The following is a 21,333-nucleotide window of genomic DNA, read 5'->3' as shown; positions in this document are numbered from 1 at the left end:
TTAAAATCCATTTATGTCATTTCATTATACATGCATCGTCATATATTTTTAAGAATGTTTGAAAGAAAAATATATCTTCACTACCAAAAGCCCTATCATATTCATCATAGGGCTTCGTCTCATATTCTTATTTTTTTAATAAAGAATGTATCGTTGATTCAAGTAATGACGGCAAAATGCCGAAGGAGAATGGGACATGCAGGCGTTCTGTCCATTTGTGCGGATCCTTTCCTAATGGACCAACGTTGATGACCGGAACGTAAAGAGCCTCCTTTTTTCCTTGTGGTAATGAATAGCCTTTTTGGTAAAGCGGCATGTTGGTCGTGTAATACCCTACATCCTGTTTTTCGAGCTGTAAGTAGCTTAAATCAGACAGACCAGGGAAGTATTTCACCTCTTCTACCTCAAGTCCATAGACCTCCTTTGCCTCCTTTTGAATCTTCTCCAAGGTCGCCTGAATATGCGGATCATCTGTTGAGGATACAGAAGGATAAAATGGTGGACTATAAAACAGGACAATGAGTGGACCATCTTCCTTACAAAGAGTCGTTAGCTCTGATACGATTTTCGTTGAAAAGTCACGATCTCCAAGCTCACCTCGATTGGCAAATGCATAGTTGACGATTCGTTCGACTTCCTGTTTTCCTGATCGCTCTGCGGCTTTTTGATACAACTCATGATACGTAAGTACCGTGATGTGCGTTTCAATCGGTGTAAAATGTTTAAAACGCTGAAAACCGGCTGTTTTTTGCCGTAGATTGTCCTCAATTTGTACTGCTGCTTTCTTTGCTGTTTCATAGAGAAGTTTATGCAGCTCTTCACTTGAGCGTTTCATCATAAGCACATTAAACAAAGAAACGGCTGTATGAGGCGTTTGAACGGAATAGGCTTCCTTTAAATCCTTTTGCATCAAATTGGTCGGAGGCGGCGTGACTTCACCATCCACTTCCTCACAATAATCGGTATTCAGCTCTAACAACCGGTTTAATTCAGATACCATAAAATTTGCGTTTAAACCTGAAAAGGGCTCTCCTACATGCGTTTCAATTCCTTTACAAAAAAAGCCGGCGAGTACCTTGCCTATACTGCCTGTATAAAGATACAGATGCTCATCACCAGGATGCTTTTCAAACATCGGCTCACTGTTTAAACACGACGTATATTCAAGCCCATGTAGCTCTTTTAGCTCCTTTAGCTTTGGCACAGCTTCTAACATTCCTTGTGAATTCACCTCTTCATCAGGTACAGTGACAAGCAACACATTCCCTTCAAATATCCCTGTCATCGCTCTTTCAAGCATAGAAAGCTGGACCGTAAGACCTGCCTTCATATCCATGGAACCTCTTCCAAACAGCCAGTCTCCAGAAGCAAGGTCTTCTCTTGCTCTTTTTGGAAGAAGCTCACTTTTTTGAGATAAAAACGCCATCAATTCTTCAGGTTTACACGCCATATTTTGAAATTCACCATAATCCTCTGTATCGACTACATCAAAGTGACTGAGAAGCAAAACGGTGCGAGACAGCGTACTGCGTTTGACAAGAGCCGTTAAATAATACCGGCCATCCTTCATTGGATGCAAAGCAAGATGATTTGGATTTTCTTGAAAATAAGGTCGTTCTCTAAGCAAGTAAAATAAATATTCCGCTAAAGCTACTTCTCCTGTTGTGCCAGATATACTTTCATATTGCATAAGAGATGTGAGCAGTTCTTTTAATTCACTCTCTGTTTGCCATTTCATCCGCCTTCCTCCTTTAAACGTACCTTTTTCTTCATTATACAAAAACGTGTATGAAAGCTATATCCTTTGAGCACCTTTGATGACGAAAAGATTGTATAGCTGTTATAATCACCTATACAACTGATGAGGAGGCGAAGGTATTTGGCACCAAAACTCTTTTCACCTTGGACAATAAAAGGTGTTACACTTAAAAACCGCATCGTGATGTCCCCGATGTGCATGTATTCATCATATGACCGTGATGGAAAATTGCAGCCTTTCCACTTTGTACATTATATTTCCCGCGCGCAAGGTCAGGCAGGACTTATTATGGTCGAAGCCAGTGCAGTTTCTCCCGAAGGCAGAATTAGCGAACTGGATCTTGGTATTTGGAGTGACGAGCACATTGAAGGCTTTGCGTCGTTAAATGAACAAATCAAAGCATATGGAACAAAAACAGCGATCCAGCTAGCTCACGCAGGACGTAAAGCAGAATTAGAAGGTGACATTATCGCACCATCTAGCATTCCATTTGATGAGAATTCAAAAACACCTATTGAAATGTCAACTGATCAAATAAAAGAAACCGTCCAAGCCTTTCAGGCTGCGGCTGTTCGTGCAAAAAAAGCGGGGTTTGACATCATAGAAATTCATGCTGCACATGGCTATTTGATTAACGAGTTTCTCTCACCTCTTGCGAACAAACGAACAGATGAGTATGGCGGTTCACCAGAAAACCGCTACCGTTTCTTAAAAGAAATTGTTGATGCTGTCAATGAGGTATGGGATGGTCCTTTGTTTGTTCGTGTATCCGCTTCTGATTATACGACAAAGGGCCTTGATATTGCGGATTATATTGGCATCGCTACATGGCTGAAAGAACAAGGTGTTGACTTAATTGACGTCAGCTCAGGTGCAGTGGTGCAGACCCGAATTCGCACATTCCCTGGCTACCAAGTCACCTTTGCAGAAAAAATAAAGGAAGGCGCTGGTATTCAAACAGGAGCTGTCGGTCTGATTACAAGCGGTATACAGGCAGAAGAAATTTTACAAAATGATCGTGCTGATTTGATCTTTATCGGCAGAGAATTTTTACGAAACCCTTACTTTCCTAAAACAGCAGCAGAAGAGCTTCGTACAACCATTGAACCCCTGCGTCAATACGATCGTGCTTGGTAAAACTCATTTGAAAAAGGTGTCTATTTTTTGAAATAGGCATCTTTTTTGTTTTTTAAGAGAAACATATTCGTGTTTTGTGCCGTCTTTTAGCTAAAGAATCACTTAGAGGAGATGGAAGAATGGATTCGGCAATGATTGAAAGAACATATGATGTAAATGGACATCGTTTTTATACAAAACACCGTCAAGGCAAAAGGGAAGCAACGATCATCTTTGAAGCAGGCTATGGAAAATCATGCAATACGTGGAGAAAAGTGGCCCGCGATATTGACCCTGAGCTTGGCATTTTCTTATATGACCGTTTAGGCAATGGAAGCAGCAGCAAAAACCCTGAAGGAAGAACCTTGCATGACCTAGCCGATGATTTAGATCAATTGCTGAAACAAGCGAATATTCAGCCGCCCTATCTCATTGTGGCCCATTCATTTGGATCCCTTGTCAGCCGGTTATGGGCAAGCCGCCGACAAGAAGATGTCATTGGCATGGTGCTATTAGACCCAGCAAGTGAGGAGCAAGAGCAGGTCATTCTGCCGCTTTTATCTAAGGAAGAACGTACTTCATATTTGAATCAATTCACAGCAGAATGTACGCATGAGGACTTTCAACAGATGCTGAAGACGATGAAACAAGAGCAAAAGCATTTTGGCATGATGCCGCTCCTTGTTATTTCTTCTGGAAAAAACCGATTGTTTCATCCAGCGCATGAAGCTTGGCTTAGGCTTCATAAACGAATGCTGACTTTATCCTCACAAAGCGGATGGATTCAGGCGCAGAACAGCTCGCACTATATTCATCATGACGAACCGCATATTGTCCAGCTTGCCATATATGATGTATGGTGCGCAGCCAAACAACCTGTCTCCTACTATCAAACGGCTAATTAAAGTAAAAACTCCTTGACCTATTATAAATCAAGGAGTTTCTTTGTTTTATGCCGTTGGGGCAGATTGACTTTTTCTTGCAAGCAGCTTTTCGATACTGACAAGCTGAACACATAGAGTCAAAATGTCAATGGCTTGCTTTAGTTCCTCAAGTGTTGGGAACGTTGGGGCAATTCGAATGTTACAATCGAGTGGATCTTTCCCGTATGGATAAGTTGCACCGGCACCTGTCAGTGTGACACCTGCTTCTTTTGCTTTTTGAACAACAGCTTTTGCGCAGTGTTCCAGTGTATTTAAACTAATGAAATAACCGCCGTTTGGCTTATGCCACTCAGCAATACCTTTCCCCCCCAGCTTTTCATCAAGAAGGGAAAGAACAAGATCAAATTTCGGCTTAATGATGGCTGCATGTTTTTTCATATGTTCTTTCAAACCATCTGCATTCTTAAAGAAGCGGAGATGTCTTAATTGATTGATTTTATCTGGACCAATTGTTTGAAATGATAATTGCTTCTGGGTTAAGCTGATATTGTCTTGACTAGACGCCATCAGTGCAACACCTGATCCTGGGAATGTGATTTTAGAAGTGGACGCAAACATAAATACGCGATTTGGATGTCCCGCTTCCTCTACTGCTTGAAAAATATCTTTTAATGTATCTGGTGTATCTGTTAAATGATGCACTGCATACGCATTATCCCAAAAGATTCGGAAGTCGTCTGCTTTCGTTTTCATTGAAGCGAGACGCTCGACCACCTCATCTGAATACGTAATTCCATCAGGGTTGCTATATTTCGGTACACACCAAATGCCTTTAATTGCTTCATCTTCAGCGACCCATTTTTCCACCTGATCCATATCAGGTCCATCCGCCTTCATATCTACTGTGATCATCTCTATGTTAAAAAACTCACATATAGAAAAATGACGGTCATATCCTGGGCTTGGTGCAAGGAACTTGACCTTTGGTAGCTTGCCCCAAGGTATTTTGCTGCCGTATACACCATGGGTCATTGCACGTGCAATCGTATCATGCATCATATTCAAGCTGGAATTCCCGCCGATAATGATTTGCTCTGGTTTAAGATGGAGGAGATCTGCAAAAAATCGCTTCGTTTCAGGAAGGCCTGTCAAGCCGCCATAGTTACGCACATCTGTGCCATCTTCTGCTGTCATCGCATCCTTTGACGTCACAACATCGAGCATGCCCATTGACAAATCGAGCTGTTTTGGCGAAGGCTTACCTCTAGACATGTCTAAGTGTAAGTTTTTACTTTTGTACGTTTCGTACTCATCTTGTAGTCTCGAATAAAGTTCATTCAATTCTGCTTCACTTAACGCTGTAAAACCGCTCATCTTTGATTTTGCCTCCCGTATCCTTCATAGTTTGATTCAAAAAGAGTTTAAATTTTCTTCACCATTTTATCACTTCCTGAAAAAGAGCGACATCAAAAATATCAAAAAAATCGCACAACGATTTTGGACAGTTACGTACGGTGAATGGTAAAGGAATAGAAATCATATGCAGCTTCTGTCAGCGGGAAAATATCACGGGCTTCTTTTAGTAGTTGTTTTAGTGCCTCTTCTCCTTGATATCTTGCACTAATATGGGTCAAAATGAGTCTTTTTGCGCCTGCTTCCTGCGCTGTTTGCGCTGCTTGTTCTGTCGTACTGTGATAATAATTGTAGGCAAGTTCCGCATCTTCTTTACCGAATGTTGCTTCATGGACCAACACATCCGCATCTTTGGCAAGCCTTTTTATATTCTCGCATACACGGGTATCTCCTGAAAATGCTACAATTCTCCCTTTTTTAGGAGGTTCCAAATAATCGGTTCCATCAATCATTCTTCCATCTTCTAGGGTGACGGTTTCCCCATTTTTTAACTTCTGATACAAAGGTCCAGGTTTAACGCCGATTTCTTTTAGAGCTTCGGCATTTAATGCACCTGGCACATCTTTTTCAACGACCCGATAGCCGTATGCAGGAATTCCATGAGACACACATTTCGCTTCTACTTGAAACGTATCATCTTCAAAGACAATGCCTTCATCAATCTCTATAATATGTAGCGGATATGTCAAATGCGTTTGTGTGGCAGAAAGCACAGCATTCACGAATGCTTTAATCCCATTTGGACCATAAATTGTCAGCTCATCTTCTCCACCTTGAAAGGATCTGCTGCCAAGCAATCCTGGCAGACCGTAAACATGATCACCGTGCATATGGGTAATAAAAATTTTTTCGATTTTTCTTGGTTTAATGCTTGTATGTAATATTTGATGCTGCGTTGCTTCTCCGCAATCAAAAAGCCACACTGCTTTTCTCTCTTCTAAAAGTTTAAGCGCTGTGCAAGTGACGTTTCTTGTTTTTGCAGGAATGCCTGCACCTGTTCCTAAAAAGAGCAGTTCCATTACTTTTCCTCCTACAACCGGTATACAATGTCCTCATTCATATAGAATACATGAAGAATGATTAAAAGTGAATTCAACGGAAATTTTGAATAAAGTCAAACGTTATCGTAAAAAGTCGAATCAAATGTTTGCTTTACGAACAATGAACCTTTAAAATAAAGAAAATGTACATACCTTCTTGGTTTTACTACAATGCTACGAATAAAGTGAGGTACTTTTCGTGAATACAGAAACGAACTATCCAAAAGCAGTGATTGTCATTTTTGGCGCAACAGGAGACCTTGCAAAACGCAAGCTGTACCCTTCTATACATAGACTTTATCATAGCGGAAAGCTTGGAGATCAATTCGCCGTTGTGGGTGTTGGACGCCGTCCTTGGTCTCACGAGGACCTCAGAGCTGTGGTGAAAGAATCCGTCTCATCTGATGATGAGGAAGCGAAAACAGAAGAGTTCATTTCTCATTTCTATTATCATGATTTTGACGTATCAAGTCCTGCTTCATATCAAACACTCAATACACTTCTTTCCAGACTTGAAGGGACATACAGTATTCCAAATAATCGCATGTTCTATTTAGCAATGGCACCGGAATTTTTCGGAACGATTGCGAAGTTCTTAAAGAGTGAAGGTGTGTCCGAAACAACCGGCTGGTCAAGGCTTGTGATTGAGAAACCATTTGGACATGACTTACCTAGTGCGAAAACATTGAATGAAGAGATTCGTGGTGCGTTTTCAGAAAACCAAATTTATCGTATTGATCACTATCTCGGTAAACAAATGGTTCAAAACATCGAAGTCATTCGTTTTGCAAATGCGATTTTTGAACCACTGTGGACAAACCGTTATATTTCTAACATCCAGATTACATCTAGTGAATCTTTAGGTGTAGAAGACCGAGCCAGATATTACGAAAATTCGGGTGCTCTGCGAGATATGGTACAAAACCATATGCTTCAGATGGTGGCACTCTTAGCTATGGAGCCTCCAATTAAGTTGAATACAGAGGAAATCCGAAGCGAAAAACGGAAAGTGCTACGTGCCCTTCGTCCGATTTCTAAAGAAGAGGTCGATCAATTCTTCGTCCGCGGTCAATATGACGCTGGATCAATTGATGGCAACCTTGTTCCTTCATATCTTGAAGAGCAAAATGTGGACCCGAACTCAAATACAGAAACCTTTGTTGCTGGGAAACTGCTGATTGACAACTTTAGATGGGCAGGCGTTCCATTTTACATTCGTACAGGAAAACGATTAGAGAAGAAATCCACTCAAATCGTCGTTCAATTTAAAGACATTCCAATGAATCTGTACTATGGAAACGGCAATTCCATGCACCCGAACTTACTGGTCATTCACATTCAGCCTGACGAAGGGATTACCCTTCACCTGAACGCTCGTAAACTTGATGGTGGAACCTATGCAAAACCAATTAAACTGGACTACCAAACAAACTATAATGACATCATGAATACACCAGAAGCATATGAAAAGCTCATTCATGACTGTTTATTAGGCGACGCAACGAACTTCGCTCACTGGGATGAAGTGGCTCTATCTTGGAACTTTGTCGACCCAATTTCCGAGAAGTGGGCAGAAAACAAAGACTTAAAGCCAAATTATCCTTCTGGTTCTATGGGACCAAAAGAAGCCGATCAGCTTCTTGAAAAAGACGGATATCATTGGTGGAATATATAAAATGATTTGCAAAAAAGAGCAGTCTCCTCAGGGGAGCTGCTCTTTTTTAAAGGGGATTGTGAAAGCACAATATGGATATAAGATTCCTTGAACTTAGCTCACCCTTTTTAAAGACCTGTTTTCGTAATTTCCACAGTTGAAAAGACAAACTTATCGTAGCGATGCCGGCTAAAGGAATATTCAAAAGGACGACCTATGTTTAAATAGGCCACCTGCTCCACTTCAAGGACCGGATCATTTTGTTCACACCCTAAATAAAGCTGATCGAGACCGTCTGATTTGGCTGCTCTGATTTTCTTGTGCGCTCCAGCAATTTTCAAATGAAGTGTGCTTGTAATGTATTCATAAACAGAACCTTTGAGGACTTCTTCATCTATCTCTTTTATGACGTTCACCGGCATAAAGGTCTTTTCTAATACATACGGTTCTTCTTCTACAAGGCGGAGCCGGATAATATCATAAACTGGCGTATTCGGTTCAATGGATAAATGAGCTGCCACCTCTTTGCTTGGAAAATGGACATCAAAGCGAATGATTTGGCTTGTGACTTTTTTGTCTGCCATGACTTTGGTTAATCCTTTGTTTTCCTGACCTGATACATTGACTGCGCTTTGGTTTAGCGCGGTTTTCACAATAAATGTGCCATGACCTCTCTTTCTAAAGAGCAAACCTTCAGCAACAAGAATATCGAGCGCACGCTTCATCGTCATTCGACTGCATTGGAATTCAGCGGCAAGCGTGTTTTCATCTGGAATGGGTTCATCTTCTGGATAAAATGCAGATCCTATTCGTTTTCTAATTTCTTCTGAAATGAGTTCATACTTTGCCATCTCACACCACCAACTGACATGTTTTATTTCGCGTTATTTCTGTTTATATGGCAGCGATCTTTTGCCTTTCTCTCATTCTACACGAAGCCTGATCAGCTTAAAAGTTTCGTTCTCTCCGTAGCTATAGAAAAACAACTGCTCTTTTTGATGAAAGAGCAAGTAAATATTTCGTTAAAAACCATTCTTCTCTGAAACCGATTGAAACCAATGTCCGCTTTTTTTTATGGTTCGTTTTCCGTCTTCTTGCAAATCAACAGAGACAAACCCATAGCGATTTTTATACGCATTCGTCCATGACCAGTTGTCCATAAACGTCCACAAGTGATACCCTTTTACATTGCTTCCCTCTTGAATCGCTTGATGGACCCACTTTAAATGCTCTGAAATAAATTCGATTCGGTAATCATCATGAATGACACCTTCCTCATCCATGAAACGTTCTTCTCCTTCAACACCCATTCCATTTTCGGAGATAAAGCATTCAATATTATCATAGTCTGCTTGAATCTTTTTCAAAATATCGTAAATGCCTTTTTCATAGATTTCCCAGCCTCGATATACGTTCATCTTTCGGCCCGGCATGTCAAACGAATCAAAATAATGGTTTGGCATAAAAGGTGCACTCGGGTGCGGCAAATGCTCTTTCGCTTTCACCCTTCTCGGCTGATAATAATTGATTCCGAGAAGGTCGATAGTATTCTCTTTGATCAGTGCAAGGTCTCCTTCTTCCATATGAGGCATAAACCCTTCTTTCTTTAAAATCGTCACTAGTTTTCCCGGGAAATTTCCTTTCACAGCAGGGTCTAAAAATGACCGATTAAAGAAAGCATCGGCGATCTCTGCTGCTTCTACATCCTGTGGATTCTGACTTCTAGGATACGATGGTGTCAGGTTTAGGATGATGCCAATTTTCCCTCCTTGCTTGAGCTGTTTATAGGCCTGAATCGCCTTGGCATTTGATAAGATTTCATGAAAACCTACTTGTACAGCCTTTTGGAAATCCACTTCGTTTGGATAATGAAAGCTATACATATACCCGCCTTCTACAGGCACAATGGGTTCATTATGAGTAAACCACTTTTTGATACGGTCGCCAAATAATTGAAAGCATAATGTGGCATAGTTCACATAATCGTCCACCACCTGCCTGTTCACCCATCCACCAATTTTCTGTAATTGCATTGGCATGTCAAAGTGGTACAGATTCACAAATGGTTCGATATCATTTGCGATAAGCTCGTTGATCACATCATTGTAAAAAGCAACAGCTTCCTCATTGATGGCTCCTTTCCCTTCAGGTAAAAGGCGTGACCATGAAATGGATAATCGAAACGAATTATGCCCAATTTCTTTCATGAGACGAATATCTTCTTTATACTTTCGATAAAATTGTGATGTTTCTCCTGGCCCTACTCCGTTAAAGAATCGAGTCGGTTCTTGCTCGAACCAATAATCCCAAATATTCGGACCTTTCCCATCTCCAGGGACGCTGCCTTCTGTTTGGGTAGCAGATGCTGCTGATCCCCACCAGAAACCTTTTGGAAATGTATATGTTTGCTGACTAGTTTCCATCGACATGAATTGAATCCCCTTCTCCTTTGATGTTTGTTTGTTTCGTTTTTTCTGTTGTTGATACTTTTTCATTTTTGACATTCATACGGTCAATAAATTTCAGGAATGGGAACCAAATGACAAACACAATCATTAAATTAAACAGTTGAAGCAGACCACCGGCTAATGAATTAGTTGCCATAATCCCACTGATAAAGATAGGCACCGTCCAAGGAATATTCACGCCTGTAGGCGGCGGAACAATTCCTGCTACCATTGCAAAATAAGACACACATGTAATGACCATTGGAGCCAATATCCATGGAATCAATATGAGCGGATTCATCACAATTGGTAAACCGAAGATAATCGGTTCATTCACGTTAAATAATCCTGGTCCTAAGCCGAGCTTGGCCACTTGTTTTAATTGCTTGCTTTTTAGGAATATTAAAATCGCAAACACAACTGCAAGCGTCATGCCCGTTCCACCCATTCCAACTGTGTATACTTCGATAAACTGTTTGCTAATGATGTTTGGAACCTCACCTGTTTTTGTATAGCTCTCAAGGTTTTGAATAGAAAGGGTATTCCAGATGGGATCCATGACCGAATTGATAATAATTTGGCCATGTAAGCCAAAGAACCAAAGAATTTGAATAAAGAAAACAGCGATAAGCGTCGGAATGATACCGCTCCCAAGTCCAACAAGCGGCGCTTGAACTGCATGATAAATCAGATCATGCATATTTGTGTGAAAACCTTGTGTTATGATGATGTTGATCATCAAAAAGGCTGTCAGTGTAAGGGTAGCCGGAATCAGTGCAGCAAAGGATTTTGAAACAGCTGGCGGCACACCTTGTGGCATATTGATCACCAATTTCTTTTTGACAAAATACCGATAAATTTCAGCAGATAAGAAGCCTGTAATCATTCCAAGGAACATTCCCTTTGCACCTAAACGATCGACGGGAATGACACCAGCAATTGATCCGACTCCCTCTTGCTCTAATAAAAATGGAGTAAGTAATAAGAAAGAGGCAAGAGCGATCACGCCTCCAAATACAGCTTCCACCTCATAACTTTTTGATAAATAATAGCCAATCCCAAAGACAACAAACACTGTCATAATGCTAATTGTAGCACTTGGTGCAATATTCAGTGCAGACTGGAACCCTTCCAATGCAGACTGACTCATGATTGTATTTAAAAAAGGCAAGTTCATTAAAACAACCATAATGGATCCAAAAATGGTTAACGGAAACGCAAGCATAAAGGCATCCCGCAACACACCTAAATAGCGATTGTTGTTCAATTTTCCAGCAATCGGAACCAAAAACGCACTGATTTTATCAAACATTGGTTTCCCCCCTTGTTTTACACCCTTTATTGTTTCAACGATTGAAATAGCGGCAAGAGCTCCCCTACAAGCTCTTTGATCGTAATGGTCGACATTAAATGATCTTCAGCATGTATGAGCAGTAAGGAAAAATTTGCGACTTCTCCGCTTGCCTCTTTTTGAACCATTTGAAAATGAATATCATGGGCATTCCGTAAGTCCTCTTCCGCTTCCTTCATCAGCTCGAACGCTTCTTCTTCTGCATACTCTCTATATCGTTTAAGTGATTGCAACAATTTGCTTCGAGCATTGCCACTATGTAAGATCAATTGAAAACTGACCTGTTCCTCTGTAAGCCCTTCGAGTGTCTTTTTTTCCATCCTTCAAGATTCTCCCATCAATGAAACCGCTTGTTCATATGCTTTTTGCCCATCCGCGAGTCCGTACGCCTGCATATCAATGACATCTACCTGAATACCGTATTTTTTCGCCTTTTGCTGAAGCTCTCCTTTTAAAAAACTCATTTGAGGTCCAATTAACACTACGTCTGCTTGCGCCATTTCCTTTCTTACTTGATCTTGCCCTACTGCCCAAATCTCGGCTTCTTCTCCAATCGCCTCTGCATGAGTTTTCATCTTAGTGACTAGTAAACTTGTAGACATTCCTGAGCTACATGCCAATAAAATACGTTTCAATTTCTCTCACCCCTTCTTCATAATAAAAGCGCTTCCAATTAATATTATATATTTTTGTTTTTAAATGTCTATACATTTAATGTTATATGTTTGTATTTTATATAAAAAAGCAGCGTTTTTTAAGCTTTTACGCTGCTTTTTCCTTTTCTGTTTACCCTTTTCCTGCTTGAAATCCAGGGTATTTTGTCATGCCTCCGTCAACATATAATGTCAATCCTGTCACATAGCTTGCTTCTTTTGAGGCGAGCCAAACTGCACATGCTGCCACTTCTTCAGGTTTTCCAATATAACCAATTGGAATCAGCTCAATGACACCTTCTTTCAATGCTGGATCATTGAATTTATCAGCATTAATCGGGGTATCAATCGCTCCCGGTGCTATGCTGTTGATCCGAATTTTCTTAGGCGCATACTCTAAAGCTAATGTTTCTGTGAGAAGCTTAGCGCCTCCTTTACTTGCTGCATAATGGACAAAATGAGGCCAAGGAATTTGTTGATGCACCGATGACATATTAATAATGGACCCTTCAATGCCATTTTCCGTCATATATTTAAGTGCATCACGGCAGCCTAGGAACATGCCAGTTAAATTGGTTGACATCACTTTGTTCCAATTATCAAGAGTCATTTCTGTTGAAGGGACTTCGTTTTCTATTCCTGCATTATTGATCATGACATCAAGACTTCCAAATGTATGGATTGCTTGGTCAATCATTGCTTGCATATCCTCTTCTTTTGACACATCACCTTGAATCTTGACGGCCTGTCCTCCATTCTTTTGAATTTCAGCAATCGTTTCATCCGGATTCTCTTGGTCAGAGAAATAATTGATAACGACATTTGCTTTTTCTTGACCAAACCGAAGTGCCATCGCTTGACCTATTCCTGTACCAGCTCCTGTAATCAATACTGTTTTTCCTTCCAAATCTGGATACATTCGTATCACCTCCTATTTTGTAAAACCTAATAGCACGCCGCCTAGAATGATCATCAAGCAGCCCCCAATAACAAAGCTTGTTTTTGATGCTTTCTCTTTTAAAAAATAAATACCGCCTAATGTCGAAATGACGATACCTGTTTGTGACATGGAAAAGCTAACAGCTACCCCGATGAGTGGTATGGCCAAAAGAAGTCCCAAATTCCCTGTCGACCAAATAAAACCTGCAAGGATATTTCTGAATGTGTACTTGCTAAGTGGCTGCTGCTTTAGGCTAATAGCCAAGGATGAAAGAAGCATACCAACTGATTGCGGAACAAGTGCGGACCATCCATCAATATCAAACCATCTTAAAATGACGACATACCCGACGTAGCCGACGGTTGAGATAAGCAAAATAATGATCCCTTTTTTAAAATTGCCCCCACCGTTTTCACCACTCCTTTTTTGACCGAGAGATGTCATCACAACCCCTGCAATAATCAACAAAATCGCACAAGAACCAATAAGTATCACCGTCATGGTTTGCCATTCTTTAAAGATCAGAACGCCAAATAATGTCGTGCTGACAAGCTGCATGCCCGTTGATAAAGGCACAGCCTTTGAAACCCCGAGATAGACCACACTTGAAAGCTGGTTCATCTGTCCAATACTCCAGAAAATCCCTGAAATCACAGACACCCCAAAAATAAGCGGCGTTAGCTCTGGCATTTTAATAAAAAAAGCACCAATCGAAAATAAAAATGCACCGAGGGTGATGCCAAGCGTTTGCTGATACGCATTTCCACCAAGTTTCACACTGATTAGAACAATACTTCCCCAAAATATAGCTGGGAGAAGCGCATATAAGATGCCCACTTCAATCCCTACTTTCTATTCTTTTTTACATAGCATCCCTCTTTTTCGCATTTTTATAAAAACGCAAAAAGACCTTACCTAAAGTAAAGGTAAGGTTTTATGTGTTCGATCTTATTTCATCCATTCAGTATGGAATACACCTTCTTTATCAGTACGTTCATACGTATGTGCACCGAAGTAGTCACGCTGTGCTTGAATCAAGTTTGCTGGTAGTACAGCTGTACGATAGCTATCAAAGTAAGCAAGCGCACTTGAGAATGAAGGAACAGGCACTCCTTGTTCTACAGCAAGTGAAATGACTTTACGAAGTGATGATTGATAGCTTTCAACGATATTCTTGAAATAAGGATCAAGCAATAGATTTTTCAGCTCAGGGTTACGGTCATACGCTTCTTTGATTTGCTGTAAGAATGCTGCACGAATGATACATCCGCCACGGAAGATCATCGCAATTTCGCCGTATTTCAAATCCCAGTTATATTCATCAGACGCTGCTTTCATTTGCGCAAATCCTTGAGCATATGAGCAGATTTTACTCATGAATAACGCTTTTCTCACCGCTTCAATTAAAGTTTGTTTATCTTCAGTTGATTGCGTCGGCTCAGGTCCTTTAATCAATTTACTTGCTTCAACACGCTCGTCCTTCATTGCTGAAATAAAGCGGGCAAATACAGACTCTGTAATAATTGGAAGAGGTACACCTAGATCAAGTGAGCTTTGGCTTGTCCATTTCCCTGTTCCTTTTTGTCCTGCTTTATCTAAGATGACATCAACAAGCGGCTGATTTGTTTCTTCATCCACTTTAGTAAAAATATCTGCTGTAATTTCGATCAAGTAGCTGTCAAGCTCTCCCTTATTCCATTCTGAGAATACTTCATGAAGCTCTTGTGCAGTAAGTCCAGCTACATGCTTCAGGATAAAGTATGATTCAGAGATAAGCTGCATGTCTCCGTACTCGATTCCATTATGAACCATTTTGACATAATGTCCTGCTCCATCTGGACCGATGTAAGTCGTACATGGCTCACCGTCAACCTTAGCAGAAATTGCTTCTAAAATTGGCTTCACAAGCTCATGTGCTTCTTTTTGACCGCCGGGCATGATAGATGGTCCCTTAAGTGCACCTTCTTCACCGCCAGATACACCAGTTCCGATGAAATGAATACCACTTTCTGCAAGCTCTTGATTACGTCTTTGTGTATCTTTGTAATATGTATTTCCACCATCAATTAAAATGTCACCCTTCTCTAGGTGAGGAAGTAATGATTGAATGGTTGCATCAGTTGCTGCACCAGCTTTTACCATTAAAAGAATTTTACGTGGTGTTTCAAGTGACTGAACAAATTCTTCAATGCTGTATGTTCCAACAACGTTTTTCCCTTTCGATTCCTGAAGAAACTCTTCTGTTTTGTTGCTAGATCTGTTATAAACGGAAACGGAGAAACCGCGGCTTTCAATATTAAGGGCAAGGTTTTTACCCATAACGGCTAATCCAATCACACCGATTTGTTGTTTTGACATAATTCTGACGTCCCTTCTAACACACTTTATTGATTACTGCTGAAATGATGTACCCTTTGAAATTACCACAACATCACCTCTTTTATCAAGTTTTCAGGCTAGTCATTTCCTCTTTCATCCTGAAAAAAGTCTTTATTAAAACTTGTTCCACTTGTTTTGCTCTCATTTTCCTTGATGGTCACCCCTCGCTGAATCAATGGTTTGCCATATTTTTCTTTTAATCCATCTAAAATGGATTGAAGCGGCTCTTCTTTCGCATCTTCAGTATAAGAAAATAGATCAAGCTGCTTGACGGCTGCTTTTCTTTCAACAAGATCTGTACCTGTTACGCCAAGTAACCTCACTGGCTGATCATTCCAGTGCTTTAGAAATAGCTGTTTCGCTGCTTCAAAAATGTCTTCCTTACGATCTGTTGGATTCGTGAGCATGACACTTCTTGTGATATTCTTCCAGCTTGCATACCGTATCATAATCAAAAGCCGGTTCGCCATGACTTCTTTTCGTCTGAGCCTGATACTCACAGATTGTGATAACTTCTCTATTAATGCTGTCAGCTCAACGGCATCATCTGAATCGTGAGGAAGTGTTGAAGAGTTTCCAACTGATTTAAATTCATATATTCGCTCTGGATCTACAATTCCGTTATGGTCGCCGTTCGCTTTTTGCTTTAGCCTTGGTCCATTGATGCCTAATAATTCTTTTAATACGTGCTCATTCGCTTTGGCTAAATCTTCAATCGTATAAATTCCGACCTTCTTCAATTTATCGGCAGTTTTTTGACCAACGCCATGCATTTCACCTGCTGGAAGCGGCCAAAGCATATTCGGCACGTCTCGTTTACGCATAATGGTGATCCCCATCGGCTTTTTCCAGTTAGAGGCCATCTTAGCTAAAAATTTATTCGGCGCAATGCCGATACTTGAAGGAAGCATTAACTCTTCTACAAGCCTTGACTGAATATCATTTGCTGTCTTGACTGCATGCTGTGCATAAGGTGTATGCGTGAGATCAATGTAACCTTCATCGATGGAAACTGGCTCGACTAAATCACTATATTCTCTTAATATCGCAAACATTTCTTGTGAAGAGCTACGGTACCGGTCAAAATTTGGCGTTCGTACAATCAGTCCAGGACAAAGCCGCTTCGCTTCCCACAATGGCATCGGCGGCTTCACACCTAATGCCCTTGCCTCGTAGCTACAAGTCACGACGATTCCCTTACGCTCTTTTGCATTTCCGCTAATGGCTACAGGTTTTCCTCTCAGTGAAGGATCATACGCCATTTCAACCGATGCATAAAAACTATTCATATCAATGTGAAAAATGATACGTCCCTTCCTGTGAGAATTCGCCATTTCCTTTCCTCCTTCATCCTTATGTCTTATCCTGATTTGACCTGTTTGTTCCAATAGACATTTCATATGGTGTATAGTACACTGTCAGTAATGAAATGGATGTGATAATCATGATTATTGATACATTCAATGAAGTCTTTTTCCTTGTTGAATTCTTTACGATTGTTCTTCCAGCGCTTACGGCCATCGGCATTGCTTTCTTATTAAAAGATTGCCGGATGAACGAGCACCTTGGTGGAGATCGTTTAGAAGAGTTGAGCGCATCTTTATTGAATCGAACAGACTTTCTGTTTATCATCTATGATCGCATTACAACTTGGATTAGTAAAGTCATTCGAATGAAAAGATCATCAAATGATGACGAAGACCATTCGCTTCCTCTCTCTTATTAGATTTAATAATTGAAGGAGGAAACGAATTGAAACGTTTATTTACTGTAGGTTTTACTTTATTTTTGATGATGGCAGCTTCTCCCGTATTTGCTACAAGTGCGCAAACAAATACGAATACTGATGGGTTTTTTCATCATTACTTTGTACAACCTTTTTCTGAATTGATCATTTGGCTTGCGAACTTCTTTCATGATGATTATGGTTTATCAATTATGTTTGTGACGCTGATTGTCCGCCTATTAATTTTCCCGCTTTTTGCTAATCAATTTAAAAAACAAAAAGTGATGCAGGAAAAAATGGCTCAGATCAAGCCACAAATTGACCAAATTCAAAGCAAACTAAAGAAAACGAAAGAACCTGAAAAACAAAAAGAACTACAAATGGAAATGATGAAAGTTTACAAAGAGAACAATGTCAATCCGCTGGCTATGGGCTGTATGCCAATGCTCATTCAAATTCCGATTGTTCTTGGCTTTTATTCTGCGATTCGCTCTACACCAGAGATTGCTACACATTCGTTCTTATGGTTTAACTTAGGACAAACCGATCTATTGGTGGCGATCTTTGCAGGTGCGATGTATTTCTTGCAATTTTATGTCACGCAAAGATATGCGAAGCAATCAGGTACACAAACGGAAGCTGCACTAAAGCAAGCACAAATCATGGGCATGATTTTTCCGGTCATGATGCTATTTCTCTCAATTCATGCTCCGGCAGCTCTTCCTTTATACTGGATGACAAGTGGATTTTTACTTACGATCCAAACGGTTATTCTAAATGAGATGTACCAAAAGTCAAAAACGAAAGCTACGAAAAATGAGCAAATAAAGCCAGCTGCTGATTAATAAACAAGCCCCCTTATCACTTTTTGATAAGAGGGCTTTTCTATTAAGCCATTTCTTCTTTGATGAGTTGTGGCAAATGATCTACATCATCAATTTTCCCGAGAAACTTATTAGGGTCCACTTGTAAAATCATCTTGTTTTCTCTCTCAATTACCCCGAAGAAATACTCGGATGCTTTCGTGTTCATATGAAATGGCTTAATCTCGTCCAGCGTGATATTAATGATATCCTTTGCATCTGAGACAAGGCAACCAATCATGTGATCGTTTAGTTCAAATAGCAGAATCTTAGACTTTTCGTTGACTTCAAGAGGTTTGCCGTGAAGCATCGTGCCAGTATCACAGACTGGAATGACTTCTCCTCTTAATGACATGAGTCCTTTGATCTCTTTTGGAAGATTAGATACCTCTTGTAAATAGGGGACCTTCTCTATTGAACGAATATGTTCTACACTGATGCCAAAATCCTCTTGTCCTACTTGGAAAATAATGATCTTTTGGGTGCTCACAGTGTCTCCTGCCTTTACGATGGATTTGTCGTTTCTTCTATAATGGCGAGAACCATTTCAGTTGTTTTGACTAATTCTCCAATCGGCATTTTCTCATTTTTTGTATGAATCTCTTCATATCCAACAGCAAGGTTCACTGTTGGAACGCCGTTACCTGCGATGACGTTTGCATCACTGCCTCCTCCACTTGTTTGAAGTTCAGCAGGACGGCCAATTTTTGCAGCCGCTTTTTTCGCCACTTCAACGACTTGATCGCCATGAGAGAATTTGAAGCCTGGGTACATGATGTCAATTTGTACATCGGCACTTCCGCCCATTTCTTTAGCGGTTTTTTCAAAGGCTTCTTTCATTTTTGCTACTTGTGCCTCCATTTTTGCAGGTTCTAATGAGCGTGCTTCAGCAAGAATATCTACTTGTTCACAGACGATATTTGTTTGAGTTCCGCCTTCAAAACGACCGATATTAGCCGTTGTTTCTTCATCAATGCGCCCCAGCGGCATGCTCGCAATCGCTTTTGCTGCAATAGTAATCGCTGACACGCCTTTTTCAGGTGCAACTCCTGCATGAGCCGTTTTTCCATAGATGGTTGCTTTTACTTTCGCTTGTGTTGGGGCCGCAACGATAATGGTCCCGACCTCACCGTCTGAATCTAGTGCATAGCCGTATTTAGCCGTCATCAGCTTAGGATCTAACGCTTTTGCTCCGACTAGCCCTGATTCCTCGCCGGCTGTAATGACAAATTCAATGGTACCGTGAGGCAAATTTTTCTCTTTCAGCACCCTAATGGCTTCAAACATAGCAGCAAGTCCTGTTTTGTCATCTGCACCTAGAATTGTTGTTCCATCTGTTTTGACATAGCCGTCTTCAACGATCGGCTTCACACCTTTACCTGGAACAACTGTGTCCATATGAGAGGTGAAATAGATTGTATCCGCCTCTTGATTCCCCTCAAGTGTGCAGATCAAGTTGCCTGCACCGTGACCTGTTGTCTTTTTAGAGTCATCTTCTACCACCTTAAGACCAAGCTGCGTAAATTTCTCTTTTAATACTTCAACAATTTTTTCTTCGTGTTTTGTTTCAGAATCGATTTGAACAAGTTCTAAAAATTCGTCTAGTAAGCGTTTCTCATTGATCATGATCGTGCTCCTCCTCTATAGCGGCATGTTGCCATGCTTTTTTAATGGTCTATCTTCATCTTTACTGCGAAGCAGGTCAAACGAGCGAATCAATCGCTCTCTCGTTTCAGTTGGAGTTAAAATATCGTCTATGATCCCCAACTGAGCCGCTTTCAATACAGTTGGTTCGTCGTCTGACTTGTGCGTAACGGATTTAACAATCTCATCTGCAAATAATTTTCCCATCACGTCAATTTCTGCTTCTGGCCATGCATATACGAAGTCAGCCCCTAAGCCCTTACTATTCATTGCGACATAAGCACCGCCAAACGCTTTTCTTAAAATAACAGTGACTTTAGGTACAGTTGCTTCAGCATACGCATAAAGCAGCTTTGCTCCATGCCGGATAATCCCTGCATGCTCCGCCTTTTCCCCAGGTAAAAAACCTGGGACGTCAACAAGCGTTAAAATAGGAATATGAAACGCATCACAAAAACGAATAAACCTTGCTGCTTTATCTGCAGCGTCAAGATCAAGGCTTCCTGCCAGCACCTTGGGCTGATTGGCTACAATTCCAATAGAAGACCCTTGTAATCTTGCAAAACCAGTGACAATATTTTTAGAGAAACAAGGCTGCGTTTCAAAAAATGAGACGTGATCAGTTAAAGCAGTAATCATTTTTTTCACATCATAGGTTCGTGCCGGATCCTTTGGTAAAATAGTACCAGGGTCACTTGGGTCATGCTTCGTTTTTTCCACAGCATGACAGGCAGTCTTTTGTTTAGTCGGTATGTACGTTAAAAGTGTGCGAACAGCCTTTAACACGTCCTTCTCATCTTTCCCAGTATAGTGCACATTGCCGCTTGTCTGGTGCTGAATAAATGCACCGCCTAGCCGCTCAGGACAGACCGTTTCTCCAGTTGCCTTTTCTATTACTTTAGGACCAGTTAAAAACATGTGGGCCGTTTGTTCGGTCATCAATACAAAGTCTGTCAATGCAGGTGAATACACAGCACCACCTGCACATGAGCCTAGAATAACTGATATTTGCGGAATCTGACCAGAGTACAACACATTTCGTTTAAAAATTTGACCGTACCCTTCTAATGATACCACACCCTCCTGAATTCTCGCACCACCTGAGTCTTTCAGACCGATGATCGGCATCTGATTTTTAGCGGCAAAATCCATTAAGGATGTGATTTTTTTAGCATGCATCTCTCCTAATGAACCGCCATATACTGTTGCATCTTGTGCATAGACACATACAGGTCTGTCATGAATCAAACCCGTTCCAACGATGACTCCGTCTCCTAGGTGCTCAGAGTGATGACCTTTTGCAAATGGTTGAATTTCCATAAAGCTTCCTGGATCGAGAAGCATATCGAGCCGTTCGTTGACGGAAAGCTTTCCTTTGTCCTCTTGAGCCTTTAAACGCTTATCTCCGCCGCCCATTGCCGCTTGCTTACGCCATTTATATAACTCATTGATCGATTCATTCAT

General features: G+C 40.8%; 20 protein-coding genes. 5 read left to right on the top strand and 15 right to left on the bottom strand.

All coding sequences use genetic code 11. From position 1 onward, the window contains the following. Window positions 1-127: 127 nt before the first annotated feature. Entirely contained in the window at window positions 128-1,738 is a 1,611-nt protein-coding gene (locus tag ACIQCE_RS09880) for a M20/M25/M40 family metallo-hydrolase (protein WP_400494681.1), read from the bottom strand. Between the two features lie 141 nt (window positions 1,739-1,879). On the opposite strand from ACIQCE_RS09880, the gene namA reads away from it, so the two are divergent. Both namA and ACIQCE_RS09870 read left to right on the top strand, forming a co-directional pair. After that, the gene (gene namA / locus ACIQCE_RS09875; RefSeq protein WP_400494679.1) at window positions 1,880-2,896 is read left to right on the top strand and encodes an NADPH dehydrogenase NamA; all 1,017 of its coding nucleotides are present in this window, start codon (window positions 1,880-1,882) and stop codon (window positions 2,894-2,896) included. A 119-nt stretch (window positions 2,897-3,015) separates the two neighbouring features. Next, the gene (locus tag ACIQCE_RS09870; protein ID WP_400494677.1) at window positions 3,016-3,780 is read left to right on the top strand and encodes an alpha/beta fold hydrolase; all 765 of its coding nucleotides are present in this window, start codon (window positions 3,016-3,018) and stop codon (window positions 3,778-3,780) included. Between the two features lie 45 nt (window positions 3,781-3,825). On the opposite strand, the gene ACIQCE_RS09865 is transcribed toward ACIQCE_RS09870, so the two are convergent. Together ACIQCE_RS09865 and rnz are read right to left on the bottom strand one after the other, a co-directional pair. After that, window positions 3,826-5,133 carry an aspartate aminotransferase type Ic gene (locus tag ACIQCE_RS09865; protein ID WP_400494676.1) on the bottom strand — a complete coding sequence of 436 codons (1,308 nt, stop codon included), beginning with the start codon at window positions 5,131-5,133 and terminating at the stop codon, window positions 3,826-3,828. Between the two features lie 131 nt (window positions 5,134-5,264). Further along, the gene (gene rnz / locus ACIQCE_RS09860; RefSeq protein ID WP_400494674.1) at window positions 5,265-6,191 is read right to left on the bottom strand and encodes a ribonuclease Z; all 927 of its coding nucleotides are present in this window, start codon (window positions 6,189-6,191) and stop codon (window positions 5,265-5,267) included. A 220-nt stretch (window positions 6,192-6,411) separates the two neighbouring features. Here rnz and zwf point away from each other — a divergent pair, with 220 nt between their 5' ends. Next, window positions 6,412-7,887 (top strand): glucose-6-phosphate dehydrogenase, encoded by a 1,476-nt coding sequence (gene zwf / locus ACIQCE_RS09855; protein WP_400494672.1) that lies wholly within the window; start codon window positions 6,412-6,414, stop codon window positions 7,885-7,887. A gap of 107 nt (window positions 7,888-7,994) precedes the next feature. On the opposite strand, the gene ACIQCE_RS09850 is transcribed toward zwf, so the two are convergent. The 9 genes from ACIQCE_RS09850 to ACIQCE_RS09810 form a co-directional block, all read right to left on the bottom strand. After that, window positions 7,995-8,717, bottom strand: a complete 723-nt coding sequence (locus ACIQCE_RS09850) for a GntR family transcriptional regulator (RefSeq protein ID WP_400494670.1) — start codon at window positions 8,715-8,717, stop codon at window positions 7,995-7,997. A 171-nt stretch (window positions 8,718-8,888) separates the two neighbouring features. Next, window positions 8,889-10,295, bottom strand: coding sequence for a glycoside hydrolase family 1 protein (locus tag ACIQCE_RS09845; RefSeq protein WP_400494668.1), 1,407 nt, complete (start codon window positions 10,293-10,295; stop codon window positions 8,889-8,891). Next, a complete protein-coding gene (gene celB / locus ACIQCE_RS09840; RefSeq protein WP_400494666.1) occupies window positions 10,279-11,625 on the bottom strand; it encodes a PTS cellobiose transporter subunit IIC in 1,347 nt (448 codons plus the stop codon). Before celB ends, ACIQCE_RS09845 begins: the two co-directional genes overlap by 17 nt. A 26-nt stretch (window positions 11,626-11,651) precedes the next feature. Then, window positions 11,652-11,984, bottom strand: a complete 333-nt coding sequence (locus tag ACIQCE_RS09835; RefSeq protein WP_400494664.1) for a PTS sugar transporter subunit IIA — start codon at window positions 11,982-11,984, stop codon at window positions 11,652-11,654. Window positions 11,985-11,987: 3 nt separating this feature from the next. After that, window positions 11,988-12,299 carry a PTS sugar transporter subunit IIB gene (locus ACIQCE_RS09830; protein ID WP_400494662.1) on the bottom strand — a complete coding sequence of 104 codons (312 nt, stop codon included), beginning with the start codon at window positions 12,297-12,299 and terminating at the stop codon, window positions 11,988-11,990. A gap of 151 nt (window positions 12,300-12,450) precedes the next feature. Continuing rightward, window positions 12,451-13,236: a glucose 1-dehydrogenase gene (locus ACIQCE_RS09825; protein WP_400494661.1), complete on the bottom strand. Its 786-nt coding sequence runs from the start codon at window positions 13,234-13,236 to the stop codon at window positions 12,451-12,453. A gap of 12 nt (window positions 13,237-13,248) precedes the next feature. After that, on the bottom strand, window positions 13,249-14,094 hold the full coding sequence (locus ACIQCE_RS09820) for a GRP family sugar transporter (protein ID WP_400494659.1): 846 nt from the start codon (window positions 14,092-14,094) through the stop codon (window positions 13,249-13,251). Between the two features lie 111 nt (window positions 14,095-14,205). Further along, window positions 14,206-15,615 carry an NADP-dependent phosphogluconate dehydrogenase gene (gndA, locus tag ACIQCE_RS09815; RefSeq protein WP_353855317.1) on the bottom strand — a complete coding sequence of 470 codons (1,410 nt, stop codon included), beginning with the start codon at window positions 15,613-15,615 and terminating at the stop codon, window positions 14,206-14,208. A 98-nt stretch (window positions 15,616-15,713) separates the two neighbouring features. Then, window positions 15,714-16,970 carry a DNA polymerase IV gene (locus ACIQCE_RS09810; protein WP_400494657.1) on the bottom strand — a complete coding sequence of 419 codons (1,257 nt, stop codon included), beginning with the start codon at window positions 16,968-16,970 and terminating at the stop codon, window positions 15,714-15,716. A 110-nt stretch (window positions 16,971-17,080) separates the two neighbouring features. On the opposite strand from ACIQCE_RS09810, the gene ACIQCE_RS09805 reads away from it, so the two are divergent. Then, entirely contained in the window at window positions 17,081-17,362 is a 282-nt protein-coding gene (locus tag ACIQCE_RS09805) for a hypothetical protein (RefSeq protein ID WP_400494656.1), read from the top strand. A 26-nt stretch (window positions 17,363-17,388) separates the two neighbouring features. Next, window positions 17,389-18,207 (top strand): membrane protein insertase YidC, encoded by an 819-nt coding sequence (locus ACIQCE_RS09800; RefSeq protein WP_400494654.1) that lies wholly within the window; start codon window positions 17,389-17,391, stop codon window positions 18,205-18,207. A gap of 43 nt (window positions 18,208-18,250) precedes the next feature. Here ACIQCE_RS09800 and ACIQCE_RS09795 read toward each other — a convergent pair whose 3' ends face one another. Genes ACIQCE_RS09795 through ACIQCE_RS09785 form a run of 3 tightly spaced genes read right to left on the bottom strand, consistent with a single transcriptional unit; the run spans window position 18,251 to window position 21,333 of the window. Further along, the gene (locus ACIQCE_RS09795; RefSeq protein ID WP_400494652.1) at window positions 18,251-18,715 is read right to left on the bottom strand and encodes a chemotaxis protein CheW; all 465 of its coding nucleotides are present in this window, start codon (window positions 18,713-18,715) and stop codon (window positions 18,251-18,253) included. Between the two features lie 14 nt (window positions 18,716-18,729). Next, on the bottom strand, window positions 18,730-19,851 hold the full coding sequence (locus ACIQCE_RS09790; protein ID WP_353855312.1) for a M20/M25/M40 family metallo-hydrolase: 1,122 nt from the start codon (window positions 19,849-19,851) through the stop codon (window positions 18,730-18,732). Between the two features lie 15 nt (window positions 19,852-19,866). Then, window positions 19,867-21,333: an acyl-CoA carboxylase subunit beta gene (locus ACIQCE_RS09785; RefSeq protein WP_400494650.1), complete on the bottom strand. Its 1,467-nt coding sequence runs from the start codon at window positions 21,331-21,333 to the stop codon at window positions 19,867-19,869.

This window comes from Bacillus sp. NPDC093026 (assembly GCF_044754665.1).
Taxonomy (GTDB): domain Bacteria; phylum Bacillota; class Bacilli; order Bacillales; family Bacillaceae; genus Bacillus; species Bacillus maqinnsis.
The sequence above is the reverse complement of the archived record's forward strand: the minus strand, read 5'-3'. Positions and strand labels throughout refer to the sequence as shown.

Bases quoted from the DNA above. Each gene is read 5' to 3' on its own strand.
- ACIQCE_RS09850 (WP_400494670.1), bottom strand. From the start codon at position 8,717: ATGGCAAAGTATGAACTCATTTCAGAAGAAATTAGAAAACGAATAGGA.
- rnz (WP_400494674.1), bottom strand. From the start codon at position 6,191: ATGGAACTGCTCTTTTTAGGAACAGGTGCAGGCATTCCTGCAAAAACA.
- ACIQCE_RS09810 (WP_400494657.1), bottom strand. From the start codon at position 16,970: ATGGCGAATTCTCACAGGAAGGGACGTATCATTTTTCACATTGATATG.
- ACIQCE_RS09880 (WP_400494681.1), bottom strand. From the start codon at position 1,738: ATGAAATGGCAAACAGAGAGTGAATTAAAAGAACTGCTCACATCTCTT.
- ACIQCE_RS09835 (WP_400494664.1), bottom strand. From the start codon at position 11,984: ATGGAAAAAAAGACACTCGAAGGGCTTACAGAGGAACAGGTCAGTTTT.
- ACIQCE_RS09785 (WP_400494650.1), bottom strand. From the start codon at position 21,333: ATGAATGAATCGATCAATGAGTTATATAAATGGCGTAAGCAAGCGGCA.
- ACIQCE_RS09865 (WP_400494676.1), bottom strand. From the start codon at position 5,133: ATGAGCGGTTTTACAGCGTTAAGTGAAGCAGAATTGAATGAACTTTAT.
- celB (WP_400494666.1), bottom strand. From the start codon at position 11,625: ATGTTTGATAAAATCAGTGCGTTTTTGGTTCCGATTGCTGGAAAATTG.
- gndA (WP_353855317.1), bottom strand. From the start codon at position 15,615: ATGTCAAAACAACAAATCGGTGTGATTGGATTAGCCGTTATGGGTAAA.
- ACIQCE_RS09845 (WP_400494668.1), bottom strand. From the start codon at position 10,295: ATGTCGATGGAAACTAGTCAGCAAACATATACATTTCCAAAAGGTTTC.
- ACIQCE_RS09790 (WP_353855312.1), bottom strand. From the start codon at position 19,851: ATGATCAATGAGAAACGCTTACTAGACGAATTTTTAGAACTTGTTCAA.
- ACIQCE_RS09870 (WP_400494677.1), top strand. From the start codon at position 3,016: ATGGATTCGGCAATGATTGAAAGAACATATGATGTAAATGGACATCGT.
- ACIQCE_RS09825 (WP_400494661.1), bottom strand. From the start codon at position 13,236: ATGTATCCAGATTTGGAAGGAAAAACAGTATTGATTACAGGAGCTGGT.
- ACIQCE_RS09805 (WP_400494656.1), top strand. From the start codon at position 17,081: ATGATTATTGATACATTCAATGAAGTCTTTTTCCTTGTTGAATTCTTT.